We start from the raw sequence: 22,871 nt of genomic DNA, 5'->3' as shown, positions 1-22,871 counted from the left end.
GGAGGGATGGGAAGGGTGGCCATGGCGAGAGCAGAAGCGGCCGCGGCCTTACCAGAGTTCATCCCCGCTTCGGTGCGTGACCTACCGGCTGGTCGCCGTGCGGTGGTTCGAACCGCGCGCTTCATGCGTAAACGGAAGTTGGGCGCATTCGGCGTCGTGCTCGTGATCGTGGTGCTGGTTGCCGCGATCCTTTCCCCGCTCCTGCAACGGTACGATGACAATCGTCAGTTCGTCGTGCGCAATCCAAACTATCAGGCCGCGCCGAGCGGCAGCGGCAACGTGCTCGCCCAGTTGCAGGCGGGGAAGAACGCAAACGACGTGTCGGAGTTCGTGACGGAGCGCTTCCAGTCGCCCAATGGCAAGCACTGGCTCGGTACGGACGCGTTCGGACGCGATATCTACGCACGTATCATTGTTGGCGCCCGGCTTGCGGCGCTGATCGGGATCTTCGCCTCGCTAATCGCGGTCACGACGGGCACGGTCTGTGGTGTCATTTCCGGCTACTTCGGCGGACTGGTTGACCTGATCTTCCAGCGCGTCGTGGACGGCGTGCAGGCGTTTCCAGCGCTGGTGCTGCTCTTGCTCATCGTCCAGGTGTTCAAGACTCCGCCTCTGTGGGTGACGATCGCGGCGCTCGGCTTCCTCGGCTGGGCGACTTCGGTGCGTGTGGTGCGCTCGGCCGTGCTCAGCATCAGGCAACAGCCCTTCATCGAAGCCGCCCGCTCGTGCGGCGCCGCCGACATTCGCCTGATGCTGCAGCACGTGCTGCCGAACGTGGTTGCGGTGGTCCTGATCCTGTTCTCCATCGGTATCGGCGCCTACATCCTCGCCGAAGCCGCGCTCTCGTTCCTTGGACTTGGCCCGCAAGGCGTGACTACATGGGGCAAGATGGTCGAGGCCGGACGGAACGGGCTCGACCTGCATCCGTGGGAGTCGCTGTTCTCTGGCGCCGCGATCACGGTCGCAGTGCTTGGCTTTAACCTCGCGGGCGATGCCCTGCGCGACGAGCTGGACCCGCGGCTGCGCGGGCGCTGAGGCAAGAGGCCGCGATCAGGACGCCGGCGAATACGGCACCGACCCAGCGTGTGCGAAGATGGATGCGGACGCGACGCGGCGCCGCGCCGAGGGCAGCGATGACGACCAGGACGCGATCGAGTAAGGCACGGCCGGCGAAGCCGAAGCCGGAGTTCATTTCGCGTGAAGAGGGCTGGCAGATCCTTGAAGAGCAGGCGCAGAAGAACCCGGGCCTGAGCGCTGCCGAGTTCATTCGCAAGTGGGATGCGGGCGAGTTCGAGAATCCGGACACGCCGGCGATCATCAGCGTCTACATGCTCCTGCCCCTTGTTCGGTAGGACGCCGGCCGGGGCGATTGCTGCGTATGCTGCAACCTTGCAGCGTGCCTTTTCGTGCGTGATGCGCGAGGTCGTGCGACCTGGCGGCTATCATCCGTCGAGCGAGCCGGCGCTGTTGGTGCTCGCCCGCGGTGATCAGGTCTCTCTGCCCGGCACATCGCCGGCGCTGGCTCTGGAGGCGCGTGAGTGGTACACGTTCGTCGAGCAGCGTGAGGCACACGTATCGGCACGTTGGCGCGTGCAGCTTACCGGCTATGACTACGCCTTGCGCTCACCGGATGCGCGCAGCGAGTTCCTGGCCTTTCATCTGCATCCCGACGTGCCGAATTCCGCCTCTCCGCATCTGCACCTCGGCTCGGCGTTGCTGCGCCGTCCGTCATTCGCCACGGCACAGATTCCAACGGGCTGGGTGAGCAGCGCGGAAGTCCTCCGGCTGCTGATCCGCGATCTCGGCGTGCGACCCCTGCGGCCCGAGTGGGACGCTCTGTTGATTGAGGCGAGCAGTGCGCGCTCGACCGCGCGGGCGACGCCGTGATTGCCACCGCCGCGCTATACTCGCCTGCGGATGCAAAACCACATGCCGCACCGCGGCGAGGAGACGAGAGATGGACGAGCGCGCCGAGGCCGCGAAGAAGACCACGCTGCTGATGATCCCCTACGGGCTGTACGTGCTGGGTGTGAAGGACGGCGACGATCTCAACGCCGGCACCGTCAACTGGGTGACGCAGTGCTCCTTCAAGCCGCCCCTCGTCGCGATGGGCGTGAAGAAGGACAGCCACCTCTACAGCCAGCTCAAGAGCGCCAAGACCTTCGCCCTCTCGTTTTTGGAAAGCGGGCAGAAGGACGTGGCCTTCGCCTTCTTCCGCCCGGCCAAGGTCGAGGGCAACGCGATCAGCGGCCAGCCGTTCGAGACGGCCGAGACCGGCGCCCCGATCATCAGCAGCGCCCCCGCCTGGGTCGAGGGCCGCATCGTCGGCGAAGTGGACAGCGGCGACCATAGCTGCATGGTGGGCGAGGTCACCAACGCCGGCCTCAAGCACGAGGCGAAGCTGCTGACACTGGACGAGGTCGGCGTCAAGTACGGCGGCTGATCGCCGCGGGCAGCCGAGCAGCGGCGGATGTGCCGGGGCCGAGATCGGCGAGCGCCGGTTCTCGGCCCGGCACGTCCATCCCGCGCGGCAGCGGCCGGCTTCTGCGAACCGTCATCCGTTCCTAGCCGTCCTCTCCTAACCGTCCTCTAATGAAGCGCCGGTACGATGCGCCAAAGCGCCGGTGGCGGGCGGAGCCACCGCCGGAGAACGTGCATGGCGAACGTACTGATCGTCGACGACGAGCCAACCATCCGCCGGCTCGTGCAGCTGGTGCTCGAGCTCGAAGGGCACCGGGTAACCACCGCCGGCAACGGCCAGCAGGCGCTGGACCGCGTGGGCGAGCAGGCGCCGGACGTGTTGCTGCTCGACGTGCGCCTGCCCGGCATGGACGGCCGGGAGCTGCTGCGGCGCGTCGATGCCCTGCACCTCGATACGCGGGTGATGCTGCTCAGCGCGATGCCGGGCCTGGAGCGCGAGACAGCCGGCAGCGCCGACGCCGTGCTCAGCAAGCCGTTCGAGCTCGAACATCTGGTCGAGGCGGTGGATCGCCTCGCCGCACGCTGAGGCCGCGGCGCCCGGGCGAGTGTCCCCTCACACCCGGTCTGCTCACACGCTCAATGATCGTTTGCCGGCTGGCGCCAACTGCGCGGCAAGCCGTACGGTGGAGCACGTCGGGCCGCGGCGCCGGCCCACGCATGCCCGCCGCACGGCCATACGTGCGCGGCGTCTGAGGCAGCGGCCTGGATCCTCATTGCGCGTCTGAGCAGTACACCGCCAACGAAGCCTGGTACCTCGCGCTCACGCGGCGCTGGGCGCGGCGGCTACGCGCCGGCGGCCAGGCCGGCGTCTGCCACGAGCCGGCGCCGGATATCGACTTCGCCGAGCGCGTGCTCGGCCTGCGGACGGGCTTGCGCGTGCTCGACCTCGCCGCGGGCTGGGGCCGCACCAGCGTGGAGCTGGCGCGGCGCGGCTACGATGTCACCGCCTTCGATCTCTCGCCGGACCTCGTGGCGTTGGGACGCGAACGCGCCGCCGCGGCCGGCCTGGCCGTCGCCTTCGTGCAGGGCAGCGTGCGCCGGCTGCCCGACCTCGGCCGCTTCGATGCGGTCTGCGCCTTCTACGACGACTGCCTGCTCTCCGGCGAGACGGAGGCGGAAAATCTCGCGGCTCTGCAGCGCGTCGCCGCGGCGCTGCGGCCCGGCGGCGCGCTGCTCTTCGGCACCACGGACTGCCCGCCCGTGCTCCCGCCCTGCCAGGCGGCCACGCGCCGCGAGAACGATGAGACGATCGAAGAGACGATCACCTTCGATGCGGCGACGGGCACCGGCACCAGCGTGCGCATGCATCGGCACGCGGATGGCCGCGTGGAGCGGTTTGTACGTCGGCGGCGGCACTATTGCCTGGACGAGGCCGCGGCGCTGCTGGCGCGCGCCGATCTGCGCCTGGCCGGCGCCTGGTGCGCCTACGACGAAGCGCTGCCCTACGGCGCCCGCTCCGAAGGCATGGTGCTGGCCGCGCGGCGCGACGCGGGCTGAGCGGTCTCTTGCCGGATCTGCCTGAAGCGCCGAATCGCGGCACGCGGCGCTGCGACATGGCATGCATCGCGCTAAGCTGGGGGCGGCGGCAACATGCCGCGCGGAGGCGGAAGCGATGACTTCGGCGCAGGCGACCGTGTCTCAGGCGGAACAGGGCCAGGGCTACGACGTGATCGTTGTCGGCGCCGGCAACGCGGCGCTGTGCGCGGCGCTCTCCGCGCGCGAGCACGGCGCCAACGTCCTGGTGCTGGAGAAGGCGCCGCGCCACCTGCGCGGCGGCAACACCGCCTTCACCGCCGGCGGCTTCCGCTTCGCCTACGACGGCTTCGAGCAGCTTCGCCCGCTGCTGCCCGACCTTTCCGACGACGAGACCGCCGGCATCGAGGTCGGCAGCTATCCCCGCGCCCAGTACTACGACGACCTGATGCGCGTCACCGAGGGGCTGGCCGATCCGGGCCTGGTTGAAACGCTGGTGAACGAGAGCCAGGCCACCGTGCGCTGGCTGCAGCAGACGGGCGTGCGCTGGGTGCTGATGTACGGCCGCCAGGCGTACCGGGTCGAAGGCAAGCTGCGCTTCTGGGGCGGCCTGGTGATGGAGGCGGTCGGCGGCGGTCAGGGGCTTTCCGACCAGGAGTTCGGCCTCTGCGAGCAGACCGGCGTGGCGGTTCGCTACGGCACGAAGGCCACCGGCTTGCTGCAGGACCGGCAGGGCCGCATCACCGGCCTGCGCGTCTTCGGGCCGGATGGCAGCGAGGAGATCGCGGCGGGCGCCGTGGTGCTGGGCGCCGGCGGCTTCGAGGCGAACCCGGAGTGGCGCACGCGCTATCTGGGTCAGGGCTGGGAGCTGGCCAAGGTGCGCGGCACCCGCTACAACACCGGCGACGCGATCCGCATGGCGCTCGAGGCGGGGGCGCAGCCCTTCGGCCACTGGTCCGGCTGCCATTCCGTCGCCTGGGATCTGAACGCGCCGCCCTTCGGCGACCTGAAGGTCGGCGATCTCTTCCAGAAGCACAGCTACCCGCTGGGCATCATCGTCAATCTCGACGGCAGGCGCTTCGTGGACGAGGGCGCCGACTTCCGCAACTACACCTATGTGAAGTACGGCCGCGCCATCCTCGGCCAGCCGCAGCGGACCGCTTTCCAACTCTTCGACGGCAAGGTGATGGACATCCTGCGCGATGAGTACCGCATCGCCCGCGCGACCAAGGCGACGTCGGACACGATCGGCGGCCTGGCCGAGGCGCTGGGCATCGAGCGCGAGGGGCTGGAGCGCACCGTGGACGAGTACAACGCCGCCGTGCAGGATGGCGCCTTTAACCCCGCCGTGCTCGACGGCAAAGGCACGCGCGGCATTGCGCCGCCGAAGAGCAACTGGGCGCAGCGGCTCGATTCGCCGCCCTACACCGGCTTCGCCGTCACCTGCGGCATCACCTTCACCTTCGGCGGCCTGCGCATCGACTCGGCAACGGCGCAGGCGCTGGACACGGAGGACCGGCCCTTGCCCGGCCTCTACGCCTGCGGCGAGTTGGTGGGCGGCCTTTTTTATCACAACTATCCCGGCGGCGCGGGGCTGATGTCCGGCGCCGTCTTCGGGCGCCGTGCCGGCGCCTCCGCGGCAACGGCCGCGCTCGCGCTGCGTCGCGCCTGAGCCACGTGTGCCCTCACCCCCCGCCCCTCTCCCAATCCTGGGAGAGGGGGGCTCTACGCCGCGCCTTCAGCCCCAACCCTCCCGCGGTAGATCTCCCCTTCCCCTGGGATTGGGGGCCAAGGGATGAACCGGGGGATGGGGGCCAGCGGCGCTACTGCGCCAGCGAGCCGGAGCCAAGCTGGTCGCCGGGCTCGGTACGCGAGCGCCGGATCGTGCCCACTGGCAGCTCCAGCACCGACTTCGCGCCCTTCGCGCCGAAGGAGATCCGCCACGGCTTCAGGTTCGGCGCCGTCTTGACCACGCGCATGCCCGCATCCAGGTAGACCACATCCAGCGCGATGCGCATGAAGAACATGTGCACCGACGAGCACGGCGCGATGTGCAGGCCGCGGCCCTCCGCCAGGCTGCCCTTGCCCATCAGCCCCACAAAGCGCGTCCAGGGGTTGTTGGCCACGCCGATCTCGCGCCCCATGGTGGTGCCGCGGGTGAGATTGATGAACTGTACCGTGCGCACGCGATCATCCTTGAGCTAGGATCTAGCGCGCTCAGCCCAGCGCCAGGGGGCGCCGCGAACCAGGTCACGGTGCCAAGACGCCGGCTCGGTAGGGCGCCAAACACAGCGAAAGCCCGGCGTGCAGCCGGGCTTCCGTCAGTATGCAATGGTCGACACGGTCGCGGTGTGGCGCACACTGGTCCACCGCCACGGGCCCGGTGCCCGTTAGTCCGTGACCTCGGCCACGATCTCTTCCGGCTTGCCTTTGGCGCGGCGCACCACGCGCACGCGCACAACGTTGACGTCGCGCACGAGCTGCTTGGCGCGGCGGTAGGCATCCTGGTAGTCGTAGGCATAACCCAGCGGACCGACTTCCGCGTCTTGCAGACCGAGCTGCCCCGCGTCCTCGTCGTACTCCACAAAGAACTTGTTCAGCGCCATGACGTGCCTCTCTCGGGACTGATGACCGCCGCGACGGGTCGGCGCGGCTTGCGCCACCACTATTATCGCCCGCGCCTACCCCGTAGCACGATACCGCCGGCCGGCTATTTGCACGTTTAATGCAATGTTCACACAAGCAGCGGTGAAGCCGATGGACTCCGACATGACGCGACCTGCACGCAGCCGGCCCTGGATCGGCGAGCCTGGACAGCGCACGCCGCTCGGCTACGACAGCAGCCGGCCCGCCTCGGCCCTTCCCCCTCGTAGCGCTTTCCGTCACCCTGCAAGCAGACGGCCTACCACCCCGCCGCACGCTGGAGGCCAGTCGCAGGAGAGCGACCATGCGCATGACCCCAGACGGCATCCCGGTGCCGCCGCCTTCAGCCGACGATGTGCTCTTCCGCGAACAAGACGGCATCGGCTGGGTAACGCTCAACCGCCCCGTTGTGCTCAACGCGATCGACTGGTCGCTGCGCCGCCGGCTGATGGCCGCGCTGGAGTGGGCGGAGCGCGAGGATGCGGTCAAGGTCGTCATCCTGCACGGCGCCGGCCGCTCCTTCTGTGCCGGCGGCGATATCCAGTCCACGCCGTCGGAAGACGGCCTGCCTTCACCCGGCGCCATGGAGATCTGCATGGCGATCTGGCGCCTGCCCAAGCCGGTGATCGCCGCCGTGCAGGGACACGCCGTCGGCCAGGGCTGCGAGCTGGCCGGCATCTGCGACCTGACGATCGCGGCCGCCGACGCGAAGTTCGGCGAGATCCAGATCCGCCACGGCTTCGGCCCGCCGATCCTGATCTCGCCCTTCCTTACCGGTCCGAAGCAGGCGAAGGAACTGCTGCTGCTCGGTGAGATGTATGACGCGTACGAGGCGCGGCGGCTCGGCCTGGTCAACCGCGTGGTGCCGGCCGAGCGGCTGCTGGCCGAGGCCGAGCAGATGGCGAGGAAGATCATCGCGCTCAAGCAGAGCACCGTGCGGTTGAACAAGCTGCTGGTGAACCGCGTGCACGAGCTGGCCGGCCTGCCCGCCGCGCTCGACTACCGCGCCGACCCGCTGGTGCAGGCGTACGTGCAGGGCGCGGACTCGACGCAGAGCGAGCACCTGCGCGTGCTGCGTGATCAGGGCTGGGAGGCGTTCCGCGCCTCGCGCGACGCCCTCTACCGCGAGCAACGCTGAACGCGGCCATCGGCCCTCACTCCAGCTCACGTACCCCTCTCCCAATCCTGGGCGAGGGGCGATCCAGTGGTGCTGACGCGTATGGCGTCGAGTTGGCCGGCGCGCCCCTGCAGCAGATCGCTAACCCGACGCCCTCCGGAACGCTCCAACCCACGATCGCCCCTCCCCCTCTCCCAATCCTGGGCGAGGGGGAGGGGTAAGGGGGTGAGGGTGAGGGCCGCCCCGTCTGTCAGCGCACGCTGGCGTCGTACTCCATCGCGACGTGGCCGGCGTCCTGGAAGCGCTGGTACTCTTCCTCGCTGCAACCCAGCAGCTCGCGGTAGACGTAGTCGTTGTGCTCACCGAACATCACCGGCGGCTGGTAGAACTCGACCGGCGTCTCGCCGAACTGCCACATCGGCCCCAAATATTCGTACTCGCCCGCGTCGGCCTGCCGCTGCCGGCGGAAGAAGTTGCGGGCGCGCAGCTGTGGATCGTCGAAGGTGCGCGACGCTTCCAGCACCGGCGCCGCGGCCACGCCCTCGGCCTGGCAGCGGCGCATCACCTCGTAGTCCTCCAGCTCAGCCGTCCAGGCGCCGATCAGCGCGTCCAGCTCGCGGAAGTTGGCGGCGCGCGCCTCGTTCGTGGCGAAGCGCGGCTCCTCGGCCCAGGCGGGGCTGCCCATCGCCCGCTTCAGCCCCTCCCAGGCGGCATCGTCGGTGCAGTGGATGCTGACCCAGCGGTCGAGCGATGCTTCGGCCGTGCCGGGGGAGCGCGCCGGGTAGACGCCGCAGGGCGCGCGGCCGAAGACATCGCGGTTGCCGATCGTGCCCTGCACGCGACGGTTCAGGGTGTAATCCATGATCGCCTGTGTGAACATCGACGCGGCGTTTTCGGCCTGCGCGATCTCGATCAGCTGGCCCTCGCCCGTCTTCTCGCGCTGCCAGAGCGCGGCCATCACGGCGAAGGCACCCTGGGCGCCCGCCAGGTAGTCGCCGGAGTAGATCGCGGTGTTGGCAGACGGGTCCGTGTCTTCGTAGCCGCGCAGCAGCGTGTGGCCCATCACCCCTTCGAGGTGCACGCCGAGGGCGCGGGCGGTGCGATACGGCCCGCTGCTGCCGTAGGCTGGCACGCGCACGAAGATGATGCGCTCGTTCGCCTGCCGCAGCCAGTCGTAGGTGATGCCCAGCTTCTCCATGGTGCCGGTGGCGTTGTTCTCGTAGACCACGTCGGACCTGGCGACGAGGCGCTGCAGCAGCTCCAGCCCTTCCGGTCGGCGGAGATCGACGGTGAAGCTCTTCTTGTTGCGGAAGATGCTGACGAAGGTGGGGCCGTAGTTCCAGGGGCGTGGGCCAAGCTGGTTTCTGGGAAAGCCGCCCGACCATGCGGGCGAATTCTCGATCATGGCCGCAGGCGGGTGCGCCATCGCGCCGCGGGTCAACGGCTGAAAGACGAACGGATTTTCGACCTTGATGACTTCGGCGCCGAGGTCGCCCAGCAGCATCGTGGCGAACGGCCCCGCCCAGACGACGCAGAGATCGATCACGCGGTAGCCCTCGAGCGGCATGCGTCCCGTCATCGCAGCACCCCCTCGCCCGTCGCGGCCGCGATCGCGGCTTCGCTGACGCCGGCCTCGCGCAGCACCTCCTGCGTGTGCTCGCCCAGCAGCGGCGCCGGGCGGCGTAACTGCCAGCCGCCCTGCTGCATGATGAACGGCCGCCCGGCCATCTCGACCTCGCCCATCAGCCGGTGCTCGGCCTTCTGCCAGAAGCCGCGGCCGCGGAAGTGCTCGTCCTCGTACATGTCCTGCATGGTGAAGAGCGGACCGCACAGCACCCTGGCGCGCCGCGCCTCGGTCCAGATCTCGCGTTTCGTGCGCTCGATGCACCAGGCGATGAAGTTCGCGTTCCACTCCTCGATGATCGCCGGGTTCAGCCGCGCGAGCGGGTCGGCGTACTTCGGGTCCAGCGCCCATTCCGGCGAATTGAGCATGTCGAGCACGCGATCGGGATACAGCCCGGCGCCGTTGAAGTCCACGTAGCCGTCGGCGCAGGCGTAGATGCCGCCGGGCATGCCGGCCGCCGCGCCGGCGGTGCGCACCATCCTGCGCCCGCTGAACTGGTAGCCGATCGCCGCGGCGTGGCGCCGGTCCACGCCGCCGAGTTGCGTCTCCGCCAGGGAGATATCGACCCGCTGGCCGATACCGAAGCGCCTGCTCGCGAACAGCGCCCCGGCAGCGGCGACGGCCACGGCGGAACCCGACTCGAACAGCGCCGCCGTGCCGGCCATCTTCACCGGCTCGCGCTCGGTGAGGCCCATCGAGTACATCTCGCCGCCGAAGCCGTACAGCACCAGCTCGGAGGCGCGGTAGTCGCGGTACGGCCCCGTCTGGCCGAAGTTTGAGACGCTGATCAGCGAAAGCGAGGGCTTGCGCGCTTGCAGCGTCTCCCAGCCGATGCCCAGCCGCTCGATCACGCCGGGGCGGAAGCTCTCGACCACGAGGTCGGCGCGATCGGCCAGCCGCAGCAGCGCCGACCGGGCGGCCTCGCGCTTCAGATCCAGCACCACGGAGCGCTTGTTGCAGTTGAGGTAGAAGAAGAGGCCGCTCTTCTCCGGGTGGGGCGCGTCGCCCTGGAACGGTCCCAACGCCCGCGCCGGGTCGCCGCCCGGACGCTCGATCTTGATCACGTCGGCGCCGAAGTCCGCCAGCAGCCGCGTGGCGTACGGTCCGGCAACGTGGCAGGTCAGATCGAGAACGGTGACATCGTCAAACGCCTGCATGCGCTCAAGCCCTCGCTGGCTGATGCTGCGCCGGGCCCGCCGGAACCGGTTCGTCGCGCGGCGCGCTGGGCGCTTCCGGCTTCACAGTGGCGCGTTAAGACGCGCGACGCAAGGGGATCGCGGCGCCCGTACGGCGCGTACCGGCTGCTGCCGTAGCCGGCGCTTCCGTGCAACACTGTGCGACAAGCGCTCAGCGGCGGAGGCCTGGCATGGCGCGTTCGTCAAGGACTTTAGCGGCTCCGGGCATGGCCGTCGCGGCGGTCCCCGCGCCGGCGGCGCCGGCCGCCGAAGCGGCTCCCGCGCTCTGGCGCATCGCCGGCATGACGCTGGCGCACTTCGTCAACGACTCCTACGGCCAGTATTTGGCGATCCTGCTGCCGCTGCTGGCGCTGAGCATCGGCTTCGACGTGGGGCGCGCCAGCATCATCGTCACGGCGTACACGATCACTTCGTCGATCATTCAGCCGCTGCTCGGGCACCTTGCCGACCGCTACACGACGCGGCTGATCTCGGTGATCGGCCTGGCCGCCTCGGCCGTGGGCGGCTCGTTGCTGGGCGTGGCGCCCAGCTTTCTCGTGCTCGTGCTCTTTGCGGTGCTGGCCGGCCTTGGCACGGCGATGTACCATCCGCAGGCCGCGGCCATGGTCGTGGCCAGCGCGGGGCGGCGCAAATCGACCCTGATGTCGGTGTATCTCGTCGGCGGCAGCGCCGGCTTTGCGCTCAGCCCGAAGATCGTCCAGGCCGTCGCCGGCCACGATCTGCACGCCACGCCGTACCTGATGGCGCCCGGCCTGCTGATGGCGCTGGCGCTGCTGCTGTTCGCGCCGCGCAACTGGGCGCCGGCGCGCGGAAGCGAGGCGCTGCCCTCGCTCTGGGGTGTGCTGCGCGCCCACCGGCGCATCCTCGGGCTGCTGCTGGGCATCGTCGTGCTGCGCTCGTGGACGCAGCTCAGCGTCTCCACCTTCCTGCCCTTCTACTACAGCCACCGCTACGCCGACCATCACTACGCCGCGAGTCACGCGGCCAACGTGATCACGGTCTTCAGCCTGACCGGCGCCTTCGGCGGGCTGCTGGGCGGCTTCCTCGCCGATCGCTTCGCGGCGAAGCCGGTGATCGTGCTCTCCTTGATCGCCGCGGGGCCGCTGCTGCTCGTGCTGCCGCGGCTGGACGGCGCCTGGCTCTACCTCGTGGCGGCCGGCAGCGGCATCCTGCTGCTTTCGAGCTGGAACGTGCTGACCGTCCGCGGCCAGACGCTGCTCTCGCGGAACGTAGGCATGGCCTCCGGGCTGATGCTTGGCTTCTCGATCGGTCTGGGCGGCCTCGGCGCCATTCCGCTCGGCTTCGTGGGCGACCGGATTGGGCTGCTGCCGGTGCTGGTCTTCTGCGCCGTGCTGGCGCCGCTGGCGGGTCTGCTGGCCCTGCGCCTGCCGGACTAGCCGACGACCGTGCACGGCGTGGGTGCGGCGGATCGTGGGTCGTGGCTGGCGCCACGAAGGGCGCAGTTGATTGGAGTTGCCTACTCCATCGCCATAGGGCTGAGCTTCTCCACATGATTTTGCAGAACGTCGCTGGCATCGCTGGCGGAGCGGCCGCGGTAGACTTCGCCGCAACTGACGGCGGCGTGCCTAACGTAGCGCACGTCATGGACCGTAACTGAAGGTTAGTTTACTACCTGCTGCGGAATAGGCGAACGCTCCCTGGCCGGGGTAGAGCCGCGTCGATTGCTGGTACTGCCCTGTGCTTGCGCCGTACACGTAAACGGCGTCGGCACCGGTGAGCGTGACTGGCGCCGTGATAGGGTCGCCAGTCATCACCCACTGGCCGGCAGGGAGCGTGATGGGGGACAAGGGCGCGCCGCAGGACTGGCAGAGTGTCTGCGGAATGAGCAACACATGATTGTCGGTGGGGAAGTACGCCCAATAGCCGACCCCCGGCTTGGTATCGGTCGGAGAAACGGCCGCGTACGTCATCCCACCCGGCGCGAGCGTATAGAGTTGGACGTTTTCGGGTATCCCCGCCCCAGCCTGGGTAACGGAAATTAGATTCCAGCCAGCGGAGTAGGGAATCAGCAGCGGCGGTGGGCCACCGGTGGGCGTCGCTGTCTGCGCGACGCCAGTGTGTGGCGCTGCTCTGCCGCCGGCGAGGAACAAGAGCAGCGGCAGCCAGAGCAGTGACGTATACCAGATGGCGAATCTCATGGTCTCACCCCGGAACGCCGACCTCATCGGCTGCGGCTGCTCTCTCCATGCCTAGCAGTCCGGTAGCCCAGCGTCCCAGCGCATACCCCACGGATAGGCGGGTGTCTCGCGCTGGATGCTGGCGACGTTCGGCAGACCGCACTCAGGCGAGGTGGTGTTGCGGTTGCTGTCGAAGACATCGCTGTTAACAAAGTAGTCGGACACGATGGTGGAGAAGTTCTGGCCGTTGTACTGGAACCACGACTCAACCATGTCGCCTGTGGCCTTGGTTGGTGAGGTTTGGGCGAAGGTCGTTTGCGGGCTCTGAGCGCCACCGACTGCCTCTTGGACCGCCGCGGCTCGGTACATGTAGCCGAGGTTACTCTCGGTCGCGTCCAGGATATAGCTCCCGTTCACGCCGGTGTACACGACGTTGGTGTAGCTGTGCACGTCGTACGTCTGCTGCGTGTTGGGCGCGGTTCCGGACAGATTGCACCGTACGGTGATTCCGCCCGTAGCTGCCGGGTAGTAGTCGTAGCGCGATGTACCCGAAGCGCAGCCGACGCCGTTCCACTGGCGGGTAGTCGTGTTGTAACCCTGGCCCTGGTAGGTGGTGGCCGCGAACCACTCGAAGCCGGCCGCGTTCTGCGCGTACCCGACCTGATAGAAGACGTCGTTGTCTGTGTACGCGTCGATGTACGTAAACGCTTCGCCCAAGTTGGTGAGGTTGGTTCCCGGCTGCGGCGTTTGGAGGACGGCGAGGTACCGGTCGGCACCGCTCGGGGAGCTAGAGAGGTAGAAGCCACTGTAGCCGCCGCCGTTGTTCACGAACCCGGTGTTCTGGTAGAACCACTGCTGGCCGCTGACGTAGTTGAACGCGTTGGTAGTGCTGGGGCCATTGTCGGTGACGGTGACGTAGCCCGGAACGCTAGGGCAATAGGCATCGCAGGCGTAGACGGCGTAGTAGAAGTTCGTCCCGGCTGCGAAATTGCCATACGTCATGGCGAGTTGGTTGGCGGTCCCGCCATAGAAGTACTGGTAGCTCTGGCCGCCGTCAGTGGACTGGTAGAAGTAGAAGTAGGTCGGGCTGCATGCCCCCTGCTGCTCGACGATTAGGCTCATCTCCTCGTTCCAGTTGAACGGGTTGGTGGAGAAGTAGGCCTTCGGCGTCGAGGTGCTACAGGAGCTTGCTTGGTCCCAAATCAGGCCACCACTACGGGGCGTCTCCGGTGGTGGAGATGGTGCGGGGGTACGGCTCAGCCGCCGTGGGCGCGTTCCTCGGCGGCGCGGTCGCGGCCGCAGAGGGCGATCAGCTCCTCGTGGTACTCGAACCAGACCGTGTGATAGCTGTCTTTCAACGGCGAGGCGAGCATCGAGGCGTCGCCGGCGCGCAGCGCGGCCAGGGCACGCTCGAAGCGGTTCGTATAGCCACCGAGCCGGGAGAGATGCGCCGCGGTTTCCTCCAGCAGCGGCCGCAGCTCGGCGTGCAGGGCGCCCAGCGTGCGCACGAGGCCGGCGAAGGCAGCTTCCGTCTGCGCGCCGGCGGATGACTGCTGCCAGTCGCTCACGAGCTGCTTGAAACGGGCGTTGAGCAGCAGAAAGCGCCCGTAGCAGGACTCGATTGCATCCGCGGCGACGGCGGCGCGCTCGGCGGCGAGTTGCTCGCTGAGCCAGGCGCGGCCGTCCGGCGTGAGCATTACCCCGCGCGGCGTTGCGCGGAAGCTGGCGGCGTTCCCCGCGATGCAGGCTTCGATCGCCGGCTGCGTCGCGCCGAGTGCGGCGGCGGCGCGCGCCGGTGGGCAGAGGCCCTTCAACTGCACTGTGCGCGCCAGTTCAAGCAGCGTCACCTGCTCGCGGCCCGGCGCGGCGGCGCTTGCGGCCGGCGCCGGCTCCGCGCTCAGCTCTACCCGCCAGCGGCGCAGCGTGCGCAGCTCGGCGATCTCGGCCGCCCCGGCCGCGCGGCAGTCGCCCAGGAACAGCCGGCCCGTGCCGCCGTCCACCGTCACCAGCGCACCCTCGGCGATCAGCGCGTCGCCCAGGCGCAGGCCCGCGTCGTCGATCTGTGCGCCCGCAACGCTGGTGACGGCGGGGATGCCCCAGCTTCGGGCGACGACCGCGGCGTGGCTGGCGACGCCGCCGCTCGCGGTGACGATGCCGGCCGCCCGCACCATGCCGTGCACGTCGGCCGGCGAGGTCTGCTCACGGGCGAGCACCACGGCAACGCCCTTCGCGCTCAGCTCAGCGGCGCGGCCGGGGTCGCAACAGAGCACGCCCGCGCCGGCGCCGGGTGAGGCCGCGAGGCCACTCGCTATCGGCGCCGCCTCCGGGTCGACGCGCACCGCGGCCGCGAGCTGCTGCAGCACGCCGTCGTCGATGAGCGCCACCGCCTCGGCCTTGCTGAGGGGAAAGTCCGGCTCTTCCGCCATGGCCACGGCGATGCGCACGGCGGCGAGGGGGCTGCGCCGGCCGATGCGCGTCTGCAGGATGCAGAGGCGGCCGCCGCTGACCGTGAACTCCACGTCGCAGAGGTCGCGGTAATGCCGTTCGAGCGTGCGCAGCGTCTCGATCAGTTCGGCGTAGACCTCGGGGAGCTGCCGCTGCAGCGTGTCCAGGCCGGAGACCGTGTGCGTGCCGGCGACCACGTCCTCGCCCTGGGCGCGCGGCAGGTAGTCGCCGTAGGGCGCCGCCTCGCCCGTGGCCGGGTTGCGCGTGAAGGCGACGCCGGTGCCGGAGCGGTCGTCCAGGTTGCCGAACACCATCGCCTGCACGGTCACGGCCGTGCCGAGCTGATCGGAAATGTTCTCCCGCGCGCGGAAGACGCGGGCGCGTTCGGAGTTCCAGGAGCGGAAGACGGCCTCGATTGCGCCACGCAGCTGTGCATGCGGCCCGCCCGGAATACCGGGCGGCACGCGCTCGGCCGCCAGCCGGCGGACACGTTCGGCGGCGGCGAGCCCGCCGCTGACGCTGCCGTCTGCTGCCGCGGCGGCGCCGATCTCGGCTTCGGGAAGGCCGAGCACGATCTCGGCATACATGCGAGAGAAGCGCAGCCAGGTGTCGGCGGCGAAGGCGGGGCTGCCGCTCTGCGCCGCGAGCCGGTCGCGGATCGCCGGCGTGATGCCGACGTTCAGCAGCGTGTCCATCATCCCCGGCATGGAGACGGGCGCGCCCGAGCGCACGGAGACGAGCAGCGGCGCCGCCGGATCGCCGAAGCGGCGACCCGTGTGCGCGGCCAGCCGTTCGAGCTGCGCGGCGATCTGCTCGTCCAGGTCGTCGGGCCAGCCGGAGCCCAGATAGCGCCGGCAGACCGCCGTGGTGATCGTGAAGCCGGGCGGCACAGGCAGGCCAAGCCCGCGCGTCATCTCCGCCAGCCCGGCGCCCTTGCCGCCGAGCAGCGCCGCCGGGTCGTGCCCCTCGGGCAGCGGCTGATCAAAGGCGACGACCGCCGGCGCCGGTTGCGAATCGGCGTTCATCGCCGCTGGTCCTGCCTGATCGAGGTCGCTGCCGTGTCTCAGCGCCATCCATGCATCCGAAAGAACCACGCCACGCCCCGCGGCGGGCGAAGTCAGGTCAGAGAGAGAATGGTCACCGTGCCGGCATCGCCGTTCACCAGCACGGTGGCGCCGTCGGGGATGCGCCGTGTCGCGTCGGTGACCGAGGGCACGCAGGGAATGCCCAGCTCGCGGCTGACGATCATGGCATGGCTCTGCGCCGCGCCGACATCGACGATCACGCCGCCGGCGGCGACAAACAGCGGCGTCCACGACGGGTCGGTGATCGGCGCCACGAGGATCTCGCCGGGGTTGAGCGCGGTCGGGTCCAGCGGGTCGAGCACGACGCGCGCCACGCCGGTCACCTGGCCGGGGCAGCCGGGGAAGCCGGTGAGCACTTCGCCGGGGGCGACGGGCTTCACCGAGTTCTCCTCGCGCGGCGGCCAGGTGTCGGGGTCGGGCTGCGTGCCGGCGAAGACGAACGGCTCGCGCAGAGCGGCGTAATCGTGGAACAGCGCGCGGCGGCGGCGAATCTCGTCTCTGAGCGAGGCCGGATCGGCGATCCAGCCGTCCATCTCGGTCGCCAGCACGAGGCCGAAGTCGCTCACTTCGTCGGCCTTGCCCTCGGCCACCAGGCGCCGGCCGATCGTGTGCATCGCCATGCGCGCCTCGTGGATCGGCTTGATCGCGCTGGTCTTGGTGCGCTCGCGCCCGGCCTGGAAGAGCATGGCAGCCTTCGCGGCCGCCTGGAAGGCGCCCTGCGTCGCGGCGTCGCCGGCGAGCATGGCCGAGATCTCGGCGACGGTGCGCTCGCGCTCGGCCGCCATCTGGCGGTTGCGGGCAGCGGGCGCGGCCTCGGGACCGGCGAGGCGCATGCGGTCGATCGCCGCCAGCGCCAGCTCGGGCCGCGTCTCCCAGGTGTGGTTACGCATCTCCCACTCGTTCGGCCCGCGCGAGCCGAATGTGCGCAGGAAGCCGCTGAAGTCGGCGAGGAATTTCTCACCGGCCGGTCCGCCCTTGGCGAGGCGGTCGAGCAGGCCCGGCACGCCCGCGTCGAAGGCCGCCATCAGCGCCGGATCGGCCGCCACCTGACGGCTGAGCTGCCACATCGCCAGCGACGGCGCCGCCGATTCCACGTCGCCCACACCGGAGATCACGCGCATCGCGTCCTCCGGCCGGTTCACCGCCGCGCAGATCTGGGCGAGGACGCCGACCGGGATCGGGCTGAGGAAGGTGATGTAGATGTGCTCGGAGAAGAGCTGACGGAAGTATGCAAGCAGCAGGTCGCGGGCGTAGGCCCAGAGCTGGGGATTGCTCATCGCGTCGAGGTCCGGCCGCTTGTCGCGCAGCGTCGCGACGCGCGCCGCGCTGGCGGCGGGCGCGTCGAGCTGCGTGGCGCTCATCACCCAGGCGAAGGTCTCGCCAATGGCGGCGGTGCGTTCCTCGTTGTGGTCGCCTGGCGCCGGCTCGTAGGGCGGAACGCCCGGCTGCGAGCCGTAGAAGAGGTCGTCCATCGCCTGGGCGGAGAGGCCGGGCGCCCGCTCGCCGAGGATGCGGGTAACGGCGGCGTTGAGGTAGCAGTAGCCGCCGAAGACGCCGAGCGTCTCCATCTCGCCGGGGGCGAACTCGTCGTAGGTGAAGGCGCCCATCTGCACGAGCGCGTCACGCCAGGCGCCTTCGACGACATCTCTCATCAGCAGGCTGAACGTCAGCGGTGCGACCGGGTCGGGAAACACCTCGCCGACGTTGGCGCGCGTCCACAGCGGATAACGTGCGCTCGGCTTGCTGCCGACGATCCATGGGTCCATGCTCGTTGCCTCCCCGCAATTGCCTGCAGACTGGCGGCGCCGGCCAGGGCCGCTGAGGCGGCTGGAGCCGAGCGGGCCGGTGCAGCATTATTGCGGGACGGCGACAGTTGGGTAAAGGGTCACGGCCGTGCGACGCCGGCTTACGGCCTTGCGGCGCAGCGCCAACGAGCGTGACGGCCCGCGGCGCCGAGCAGCTACTTTTTGCTCCAGTAGGCGCTGTCTTCCGGGAACACCGTTTGGCAACGGGTCGCTTCGACGGGGCCGTCGAGGGTATCGGCTGCTCCGCGCCAGACCTCGTAGTGCGGCATGCGGCGGTGCGCCTCCAGCGCCGCCTCGTCCTTGTAGACCTCGTAGAAGTAATAGACGGCGTTGTCCTGCGCGTCCTGCAGGACGTTGAAGCGCATGCAGCCCGGCTCATCCCGCTCCGAGCCGAGGGCATCGACCTCGATCGCTTCGAGGAAGCGTCGCCGCAGCTCGGGCTTAATCCGCACCTTCACCCACATCGTGATCATGCCGTTTCCCTCCATGCGCTTGATCCGCCGTCAGCGCGCTGCACCGGGGATCTCTGCCGGGCCGCGCGTTCGCTGCATCCAGCCGGCGAGGTCGCCACACGTCGCCAGCCAGAGGCGGGGGCGTTCCTTCATCGCCTGGATCACGGACTCCACCACGCGGGCGCGCAGGCCGCGCCCGGAGCCCACATCGCCACGCGGGCTGATCATGAGCGTGAAGAGCGCGCCCTCGTCGTAGGCGGCGTCGAACAGGTCCGCGAGCGCCGAGCGCACCACTGCCGGCGTGCGGTGCGCCTCGTAGTAGCAGCGGTCCGAGTACGGCTCCTGCACGGGGATCTCGAGCAGCGAGCGCCCCTGCCCGGCATCGATGACGTAGGGAACGTCGTCGTCGCTGCAGCTGGAGTCGTAGGCGTAGCCGCGGGCGGCGAGCACGGCGTGGGTCTCGCTCGTCATCAGCCGGTCGGGGGCGCGGAATCCGGCGGGCCGGCTGCCGAACACGGAGTTGAGCGCCGCCTCGGACTGTTCCAGCACGGCGTGCTGCTGTTCGGCCGAAAGGGCGCTGAAGTCTTCATGCAGGCAGCCGGAGGCCGCGACCTCGTGCCCGGCGGCGGCGATCCGCTCCATCAGGGCGGGGTAGCGCCGGGCGTCCCAGCCGTTGATGAAGAAGGTGGCATGCACCGACTGCCGCTCGAACAGGTCCAGCAGGTTGAAGGCGCCGGCCTGGGCGGCGTAGCGGCCGTGCGAGCGCCGGCCCCACAGCGGCAGCTCCGACTCGCGCCGATCGACGCTCTCCGCCTCGAGATTGACGCTGATCGCGGCGGCGGCCTGGCTGCCCGGCGGCCAGAAGTCGGTGATGGTCATGGCCGGCCTCCCAGATGGGCCGTCGCCTGCATCACGCCGCTCTCCGCGTCGAGGCACCAGCGCGCCAGGTCACGCATGTTGGTGAAGTGGACGTCCGGATAGGTCTTGATGAACGAGACGAGGCGGTCGATCGCGCGCAGGCGCCCGGGCACACCGGAGCCGCCGCGGCCGCCGCGCGGGTGCAGGGTCATCACGAAGTAGCCGGCGCCGTGGTAGAGGGCATCGAACTCGCCCTTCCACAGCTCGAGGATCTCCTCGGGCGAGAGCCGCCCCGTGCCGTACATGTAGGCGTCGTCGAGCGTGGAGGTGATGTTCGGCAGCGAGACCATCTCGGTGGACGGCCCGGCGCCGACCACGGCCGGATAAGGACCATCGAAGTCCTTGTCGCTCGTGTCGTAGACGTAGCCAAGCTCCCGCAGGGTCGGCAGCGTCACGTTGCTTTTCTGCCCGCCGGGCGCCCGCCAGCCGACGGGAGCCGTGCCGGACAGTTCGCTGAGGATGCGGTGGGTCTTGCGCAGGAGCGCGATCTCCTCGTCCGGCGGCATGGCCCAGCCCTCGTGCACGTAGCCGTGCGCGGCCATCTCCTGCTTCGCCTGGCCGATGAGCGAGATGTACTCGGGGTGCAGCTCGGCGTCGTGGCCGCACATGAAGCAGGTGATGGGGATCTGCTGCCGGTCGGCCATCTCGAGCACGCGCGGCAGGCCGCGGCGCGGCGAGTAGCGGCCGATGGAGTGGGCGCCGGCGGGATCGAGCCCGCGGCCGATCTCGTTGCCCGGCCCGTCGCAGTCGAACGTGAGCATTACGACGCAGCGGGCGCCGTTGGGCCAGCGGTACTTCATGGCGGCGCTCTCCCTGCCGGTTCTCACCCGGCGCCTCAGCGAGTTTCCAGCAGCTCCGGCAGGCGGCTGATCACGCCTGCCAGCAGCGCCGCCTTCTGGGGAAGGGAGTCGGCGAGGATGTACTGGCGGTTGTTCTCCGCGCCGCCAGCCGGCCCCAGGCCGTCCAGCGAGGGCAGACCCATCGCCGCGCCGAAGTTGCCGTCGGAGCCGCCGACGCTCATCGGCGCCTCCGTGATCTCCAGCCCCAGCTCCCGCCCGGCCGCCTGCGCCAGCTCCAGCATGCGCACGTTCCCCGGATTGCGCTTGAACAGCGGGCGGGTGATGCCGCCGGTGATCACCGTCCGGGTGCCGGGAACAACGGTCTGCGCGGCGATCGCCGTCGCGCCGCGCACCAGAGCCTCGGCGTCCTCCTGCGTGCGGGCGCGCAGGTCGATGCTCAGCCAGGCCTTCACGGGCACGGCCTGGCGCGCCGTTCCGGCCTCGACGATGCCCACCCGCAGGCGCGTGCCCCGCTCCGGGTCGGAGAGCGCCTCGAGCGCCTGGATCTTGTGCGCGGCCTCGGCGATGGCGCTCGCCGCCTGTTCGCCGGGGCGGTCGTCCGCGTTGCCGTAAATGGTGAAGGCGATCGCGCCCACCACGCCGCGCGAGATGACGAGCGGGCCGGTGCGCGACGGCTCCATGATCACCTGCCAGTCGGCCGCCCGCGCCTCGGCCTCGATCAGCGGCCGGCCGCTGGGGCTGCCCAGCTCCTCATCGCCGCAGAGAAAGACCGTGGCCCGTTCGAGCCCATCCCAGCCGGCGTTGCGCAGCGCCCGGAACGCCCCGAGCAGGACCACCCAGCCGCCCTTCATGTCGATGATGCCCGGCCCGTAGACCCGCCCGTCCCGCTCTTCGATCGGGTGCTCGATGATCGTGCCACGCGGCTGCGTGGTATCCAGGTGCATGTGGCAGAGCAGGCGGCCGCGGCCGGCGCCTGGGCGTCGCGCGATCATGTGGTTGCCGCTCTCGGGCTGGGCGATCGTCTCGGTCGTGAAGCCCAGCTCCTGCCACGCGGCGGCGACCAGCGGCCCCACCCGGTCGATGCCCTCCTTGTCGCGCGAACCGCTCTCGATCGCGCAGTAGCGCTTGACCTCCTCCACCATCGCCGCCTGCCGCGACTTGAGGTAGGCGAAGTAGGCCGGGACGTCGGACATGAGCTCCCTCCACAGACGGGCCCGCCGGCCTCAGACGGTGACCGGCTGCATGATGCCGATCTGCTCCCAGGTCAGGCGCTCGACCAGCGGGCCGTACGTCTCCTTCGAGTGGCCGGCGCCCTTAACCGCCGCTTCGGCGATGCGGCGCGTGTTGCGCGAGTCGCGCGAGTGCAGCGTGAAGGTGCGCACGTCGCGCAGCGCACGTTCAAGCGGCAGGTGGCGGAAGGTGCCGCGCGCCCCCACGACCTCGATCGCCTTGTTGGTCACGGTCAGCGCCGCCTGCTTGGCCGTGTGCACGGCGCGCACGCCGGCGATCTCCGCATCGGTGAAGCGGCCCTGCTCCCACAGCCAGGCGGCGTAGTTCATCGAGGCGGAGGCCGCCTGCAAGGCCGCGTCCATCTCGCCGAGCATGTAGGCGGTGACATCGTCGTCCAGCATCGCCGGCCGCTCGCGCACGAGCGCCAGCACGAAATCGTAGGCGCCCTGGGCCGTGCCGAGGTAGTTGGCGGCATAGGCGAGGGTGAAGGTGCGCGGGTCGTTGAGCACCCAGTCACCCGGCTGGCCGAGCACGTTCTCCCAGGGGACAAAGACATCGTCGAGCTTCAGCTGCCAGCTAATGGTCGCTCGCATGCCCAGCGTATCCCAGTTGTCCACGACCGAGACGCCGGGGTGATCCCTGGGCACGACGATCAAGACGGTGCCCTGGCCGGGGGTTTCGATGCCCGGCGCACGCAGGTAGACGAGGTGGAAGTCCGCGACCGGCGCGAGCGAGGCGAAGTGCTTGGCGGCGGTGACGCGGAAGCCGCCCGGCACCGGCAACATTTCGCTGTTGGGGGCGCGGGGCGAGCTCGGGGTCGCGGGGTCGGCCTCGCTGCCGCAGGAGGAGATCAGGGCGCCATGCCGGGCCACCGGGTCGAGGAAGCGCTGGCGCTGCTCGGCGTTGGCGTGACGGGCGATGATGCCGGTGGCGTGGGTCTGGATCTGCACCAGTTGGCCGGTGGAGGCGTCGCCGGCCGCGAGTGCGGCGAGCACCTGGTAGTACGGCACGAAGCGGTCGGTGAGCGGCGGCACAAGCGACCAGAAGCCCTGGCCGCCCAGCTCCGGCGGCAGCGACAAGCGCAGAAAGCCGGCCTCGCGCAGCCGCTCGAACGCCAGCGCCGGGAACTCGGCGCCGAGGTCGTGCGCGAAGGCCTCCGCGCGGTACCCGGCCGCCAGTTCCCTCGCCTGCTCGACCAGCGCCTGCCTTTCGGCGGAGATCGTCAGATCCACGGCCTCGCTCCTTCTCCCGCCCGCGTCGCCCGTGCACGGCGACGCTGGACCGGCGGTTCGCAGACCCGGACGGGGAACGCTGCACGCGAGCGGGCGCCGGCGTCCGACGCCGCGTTCGCGATCGCCATCAAGGTACCGCAAATGCCGGCAGGCCGTGCCGCGGGGACGGCTTCGAGCGCGTAGATCATGCGATCGTCGTTCGTCGTCGGAGAGCGCCCCGTCGTTTGCGCTC

22 protein-coding genes are annotated in these 22,871 nt (G+C 69.9%); 9 read left to right on the top strand and 13 right to left on the bottom strand.

Features of this window, described 5'->3' with window-relative positions; all coding sequences use genetic code 11:
- Window positions 1-21 precede the first annotated feature (21 nt).
- The 7 genes from VKV26_05070 to tcuA all read left to right on the top strand — a co-directional run bounded on the left by VKV26_05070 (window position 22) and on the right by tcuA (window position 5,626).
- Window positions 22-1,035, top strand: coding sequence for an ABC transporter permease (locus tag VKV26_05070; GenBank protein HLZ69265.1), 1,014 nt, complete (start codon window positions 22-24; stop codon window positions 1,033-1,035).
- A gap of 98 nt (window positions 1,036-1,133) precedes the next feature.
- Window positions 1,134-1,352, top strand: a complete 219-nt coding sequence (locus VKV26_05065) for a hypothetical protein (GenBank protein ID HLZ69264.1) — start codon at window positions 1,134-1,136, stop codon at window positions 1,350-1,352.
- 61 nt (window positions 1,353-1,413) lie between these two features.
- Window positions 1,414-1,887, top strand: coding sequence for a hypothetical protein (locus VKV26_05060; protein ID HLZ69263.1), 474 nt, complete (start codon window positions 1,414-1,416; stop codon window positions 1,885-1,887).
- 70 nt (window positions 1,888-1,957) lie between these two features.
- Window positions 1,958-2,443 carry a flavin reductase family protein gene (locus VKV26_05055; GenBank protein HLZ69262.1) on the top strand — a complete coding sequence of 162 codons (486 nt, stop codon included), beginning with the start codon at window positions 1,958-1,960 and terminating at the stop codon, window positions 2,441-2,443.
- Between the two features lie 213 nt (window positions 2,444-2,656).
- Complete coding sequence (locus tag VKV26_05050) at window positions 2,657-3,007, top strand: response regulator (GenBank protein HLZ69261.1); 351 nt, start codon at window positions 2,657-2,659, stop codon at window positions 3,005-3,007.
- A gap of 323 nt (window positions 3,008-3,330) precedes the next feature.
- Complete coding sequence (locus VKV26_05045; GenBank protein HLZ69260.1) at window positions 3,331-3,978, top strand: class I SAM-dependent methyltransferase; 648 nt, start codon at window positions 3,331-3,333, stop codon at window positions 3,976-3,978.
- A 115-nt stretch (window positions 3,979-4,093) separates the two neighbouring features.
- A complete protein-coding gene (tcuA, locus tag VKV26_05040; protein HLZ69259.1) occupies window positions 4,094-5,626 on the top strand; it encodes an FAD-dependent tricarballylate dehydrogenase TcuA in 1,533 nt (510 codons plus the stop codon).
- A gap of 151 nt (window positions 5,627-5,777) precedes the next feature.
- On the opposite strand, the gene VKV26_05035 is transcribed toward tcuA, so the two are convergent.
- On the bottom strand, window positions 5,778-6,140 hold the full coding sequence (locus VKV26_05035) for a DUF192 domain-containing protein (protein HLZ69258.1): 363 nt from the start codon (window positions 6,138-6,140) through the stop codon (window positions 5,778-5,780).
- Between the two features lie 204 nt (window positions 6,141-6,344).
- Window positions 6,345-6,560, bottom strand: coding sequence for a hypothetical protein (locus VKV26_05030; protein HLZ69257.1), 216 nt, complete (start codon window positions 6,558-6,560; stop codon window positions 6,345-6,347).
- 341 nt (window positions 6,561-6,901) lie between these two features.
- Here VKV26_05030 and VKV26_05025 point away from each other — a divergent pair, with 341 nt between their 5' ends.
- The gene (locus VKV26_05025; GenBank protein HLZ69256.1) at window positions 6,902-7,735 is read left to right on the top strand and encodes an enoyl-CoA hydratase/isomerase family protein; all 834 of its coding nucleotides are present in this window, start codon (window positions 6,902-6,904) and stop codon (window positions 7,733-7,735) included.
- A 229-nt stretch (window positions 7,736-7,964) separates the two neighbouring features.
- Here VKV26_05025 and VKV26_05020 read toward each other — a convergent pair whose 3' ends face one another.
- Both VKV26_05020 and VKV26_05015 read right to left on the bottom strand, forming a co-directional pair.
- Window positions 7,965-9,293: a CoA transferase gene (locus tag VKV26_05020; GenBank protein HLZ69255.1), complete on the bottom strand. Its 1,329-nt coding sequence runs from the start codon at window positions 9,291-9,293 to the stop codon at window positions 7,965-7,967.
- A complete protein-coding gene (locus tag VKV26_05015; GenBank protein ID HLZ69254.1) occupies window positions 9,290-10,495 on the bottom strand; it encodes a CoA transferase in 1,206 nt (401 codons plus the stop codon). The genes VKV26_05020 and VKV26_05015 overlap by 4 nt, the downstream gene beginning before the upstream one ends.
- 209 nt (window positions 10,496-10,704) lie before the next feature.
- Between VKV26_05015 and VKV26_05010 the strand changes: the two genes are divergently transcribed.
- A complete protein-coding gene (locus VKV26_05010; protein ID HLZ69253.1) occupies window positions 10,705-11,931 on the top strand; it encodes an MFS transporter in 1,227 nt (408 codons plus the stop codon).
- 204 nt (window positions 11,932-12,135) lie between these two features.
- Here VKV26_05010 and VKV26_05005 read toward each other — a convergent pair whose 3' ends face one another.
- The 9 genes from VKV26_05005 to VKV26_04965 form a co-directional block, all read right to left on the bottom strand.
- The gene (locus tag VKV26_05005; protein HLZ69252.1) at window positions 12,136-12,693 is read right to left on the bottom strand and encodes a hypothetical protein; all 558 of its coding nucleotides are present in this window, start codon (window positions 12,691-12,693) and stop codon (window positions 12,136-12,138) included.
- Window positions 12,694-12,744: 51 nt separating this feature from the next.
- Window positions 12,745-13,794, bottom strand: coding sequence for a hypothetical protein (locus tag VKV26_05000; protein HLZ69251.1), 1,050 nt, complete (start codon window positions 13,792-13,794; stop codon window positions 12,745-12,747).
- A 134-nt stretch (window positions 13,795-13,928) separates the two neighbouring features.
- Complete coding sequence (locus VKV26_04995; protein HLZ69250.1) at window positions 13,929-16,190, bottom strand: pyruvate, phosphate dikinase; 2,262 nt, start codon at window positions 16,188-16,190, stop codon at window positions 13,929-13,931.
- 44 nt (window positions 16,191-16,234) lie between these two features.
- Window positions 16,235-17,968: a PEP-utilizing enzyme gene (locus tag VKV26_04990; GenBank protein HLZ69249.1), complete on the bottom strand. Its 1,734-nt coding sequence runs from the start codon at window positions 17,966-17,968 to the stop codon at window positions 16,235-16,237.
- Between the two features lie 194 nt (window positions 17,969-18,162).
- On the bottom strand, window positions 18,163-18,495 hold the full coding sequence (locus VKV26_04985) for an antibiotic biosynthesis monooxygenase (GenBank protein ID HLZ69248.1): 333 nt from the start codon (window positions 18,493-18,495) through the stop codon (window positions 18,163-18,165).
- A gap of 15 nt (window positions 18,496-18,510) precedes the next feature.
- A complete protein-coding gene (locus VKV26_04980) occupies window positions 18,511-19,338 on the bottom strand; it encodes a polysaccharide deacetylase family protein (protein HLZ69247.1) in 828 nt (275 codons plus the stop codon).
- Entirely contained in the window at window positions 19,335-20,177 is an 843-nt protein-coding gene (locus VKV26_04975; GenBank protein HLZ69246.1) for a polysaccharide deacetylase family protein, read from the bottom strand. The genes VKV26_04980 and VKV26_04975 overlap by 4 nt, the downstream gene beginning before the upstream one ends.
- A gap of 35 nt (window positions 20,178-20,212) precedes the next feature.
- On the bottom strand, window positions 20,213-21,370 hold the full coding sequence (locus VKV26_04970; GenBank protein ID HLZ69245.1) for a M20/M25/M40 family metallo-hydrolase: 1,158 nt from the start codon (window positions 21,368-21,370) through the stop codon (window positions 20,213-20,215).
- Window positions 21,371-21,400: 30 nt separating this feature from the next.
- Window positions 21,401-22,639 (bottom strand): acyl-CoA dehydrogenase family protein, encoded by a 1,239-nt coding sequence (locus tag VKV26_04965; GenBank protein HLZ69244.1) that lies wholly within the window; start codon window positions 22,637-22,639, stop codon window positions 21,401-21,403.
- Between the last annotated feature and the right edge of the window lie 232 nt (window positions 22,640-22,871).

Source organism: Dehalococcoidia bacterium (genome assembly GCA_035310145.1).
Lineage (GTDB): Bacteria > Chloroflexota > Dehalococcoidia > CAUJGQ01 > CAUJGQ01 > CALFMN01.
Note: the sequence above shows the minus strand (reverse complement) of the source record. Positions and strands in the feature narration are given on the sequence as shown.

Coding starts and splice junctions, on each gene's coding strand:
- VKV26_05070 (HLZ69265.1), top strand. CDS start 22: ATGGCGAGAGCAGAAGCGGCCGCGGCCTTACCAGAGTTCATCCCCGCT.
- VKV26_05065 (HLZ69264.1), top strand. CDS start 1,134: ATGACGACCAGGACGCGATCGAGTAAGGCACGGCCGGCGAAGCCGAAG.
- VKV26_05060 (HLZ69263.1), top strand. CDS start 1,414: ATGCGCGAGGTCGTGCGACCTGGCGGCTATCATCCGTCGAGCGAGCCG.
- VKV26_05055 (HLZ69262.1), top strand. CDS start 1,958: ATGGACGAGCGCGCCGAGGCCGCGAAGAAGACCACGCTGCTGATGATC.
- VKV26_05050 (HLZ69261.1), top strand. CDS start 2,657: ATGGCGAACGTACTGATCGTCGACGACGAGCCAACCATCCGCCGGCTC.
- tcuA (HLZ69259.1), top strand. CDS start 4,094: ATGACTTCGGCGCAGGCGACCGTGTCTCAGGCGGAACAGGGCCAGGGC.
- VKV26_05030 (HLZ69257.1), bottom strand. CDS start 6,560: ATGGCGCTGAACAAGTTCTTTGTGGAGTACGACGAGGACGCGGGGCAG.
- VKV26_05025 (HLZ69256.1), top strand. CDS start 6,902: ATGCGCATGACCCCAGACGGCATCCCGGTGCCGCCGCCTTCAGCCGAC.
- VKV26_05020 (HLZ69255.1), bottom strand. CDS start 9,293: ATGACGGGACGCATGCCGCTCGAGGGCTACCGCGTGATCGATCTCTGC.
- VKV26_05015 (HLZ69254.1), bottom strand. CDS start 10,495: ATGCAGGCGTTTGACGATGTCACCGTTCTCGATCTGACCTGCCACGTT.
- VKV26_05010 (HLZ69253.1), top strand. CDS start 10,705: ATGGCGCGTTCGTCAAGGACTTTAGCGGCTCCGGGCATGGCCGTCGCG.
- VKV26_05005 (HLZ69252.1), bottom strand. CDS start 12,693: ATGAGATTCGCCATCTGGTATACGTCACTGCTCTGGCTGCCGCTGCTC.
- VKV26_05000 (HLZ69251.1), bottom strand. CDS start 13,794: ATGAGCCTAATCGTCGAGCAGCAGGGGGCATGCAGCCCGACCTACTTC.
- VKV26_04995 (HLZ69250.1), bottom strand. CDS start 16,190: ATGGCGCTGAGACACGGCAGCGACCTCGATCAGGCAGGACCAGCGGCG.
- VKV26_04990 (HLZ69249.1), bottom strand. CDS start 17,968: ATGGACCCATGGATCGTCGGCAGCAAGCCGAGCGCACGTTATCCGCTG.
- VKV26_04985 (HLZ69248.1), bottom strand. CDS start 18,495: ATGGAGGGAAACGGCATGATCACGATGTGGGTGAAGGTGCGGATTAAG.
- VKV26_04980 (HLZ69247.1), bottom strand. CDS start 19,338: ATGACCATCACCGACTTCTGGCCGCCGGGCAGCCAGGCCGCCGCCGCG.
- VKV26_04975 (HLZ69246.1), bottom strand. CDS start 20,177: ATGAAGTACCGCTGGCCCAACGGCGCCCGCTGCGTCGTAATGCTCACG.
- VKV26_04970 (HLZ69245.1), bottom strand. CDS start 21,370: ATGTCCGACGTCCCGGCCTACTTCGCCTACCTCAAGTCGCGGCAGGCG.